Genomic DNA, 257 nt, shown 5'->3' with positions numbered 1-257 from the left:
TGGCGGAATTGGCAGACGCGCTAGATTCAGGTTCTAGTGGTGTAACAGCCGTGGAGGTTCGAGTCCTCTCGACCGCACCAAATGCGGAAGTGGCTCAGCGGTAGAGCATCGCCTTGCCAAGGCGAGGGTCGCGGGTTCGATTCCCGTCTTCCGCTCCATTTTTTTTTTTGCGGCCTTAGCTCAGCTGGATAGAGCGTTTGACTACGAATCAAAAGGTCAGGAGTTCGAATCTCTTAGGCCGCGCCATTTTTTTAAAA

General features: G+C 52.9%; 2 tRNA genes. Both read left to right on the top strand.

The features are described from left to right. Window positions 1-83: 83 nt before the first annotated feature. A tRNA-Gly gene (locus tag IEX98_RS22520) sits at window positions 84-158 on the top strand. Window positions 159-169: 11 nt separating this feature from the next. Continuing rightward, window positions 170-246, top strand: a tRNA-Arg gene (locus IEX98_RS22515). The last annotated feature ends 11 nt before the right edge of the window (window positions 247-257 follow it).

The organism is Paenibacillus radicis (ex Gao et al. 2016) (genome assembly GCF_014641555.1).
Classification (GTDB): Bacteria; Bacillota; Bacilli; order Paenibacillales; family Paenibacillaceae; genus Pristimantibacillus; species Pristimantibacillus radicis.
The sequence above is the reverse complement of the archived record's forward strand: the minus strand, read 5'-3'. Positions and strand labels throughout refer to the sequence as shown.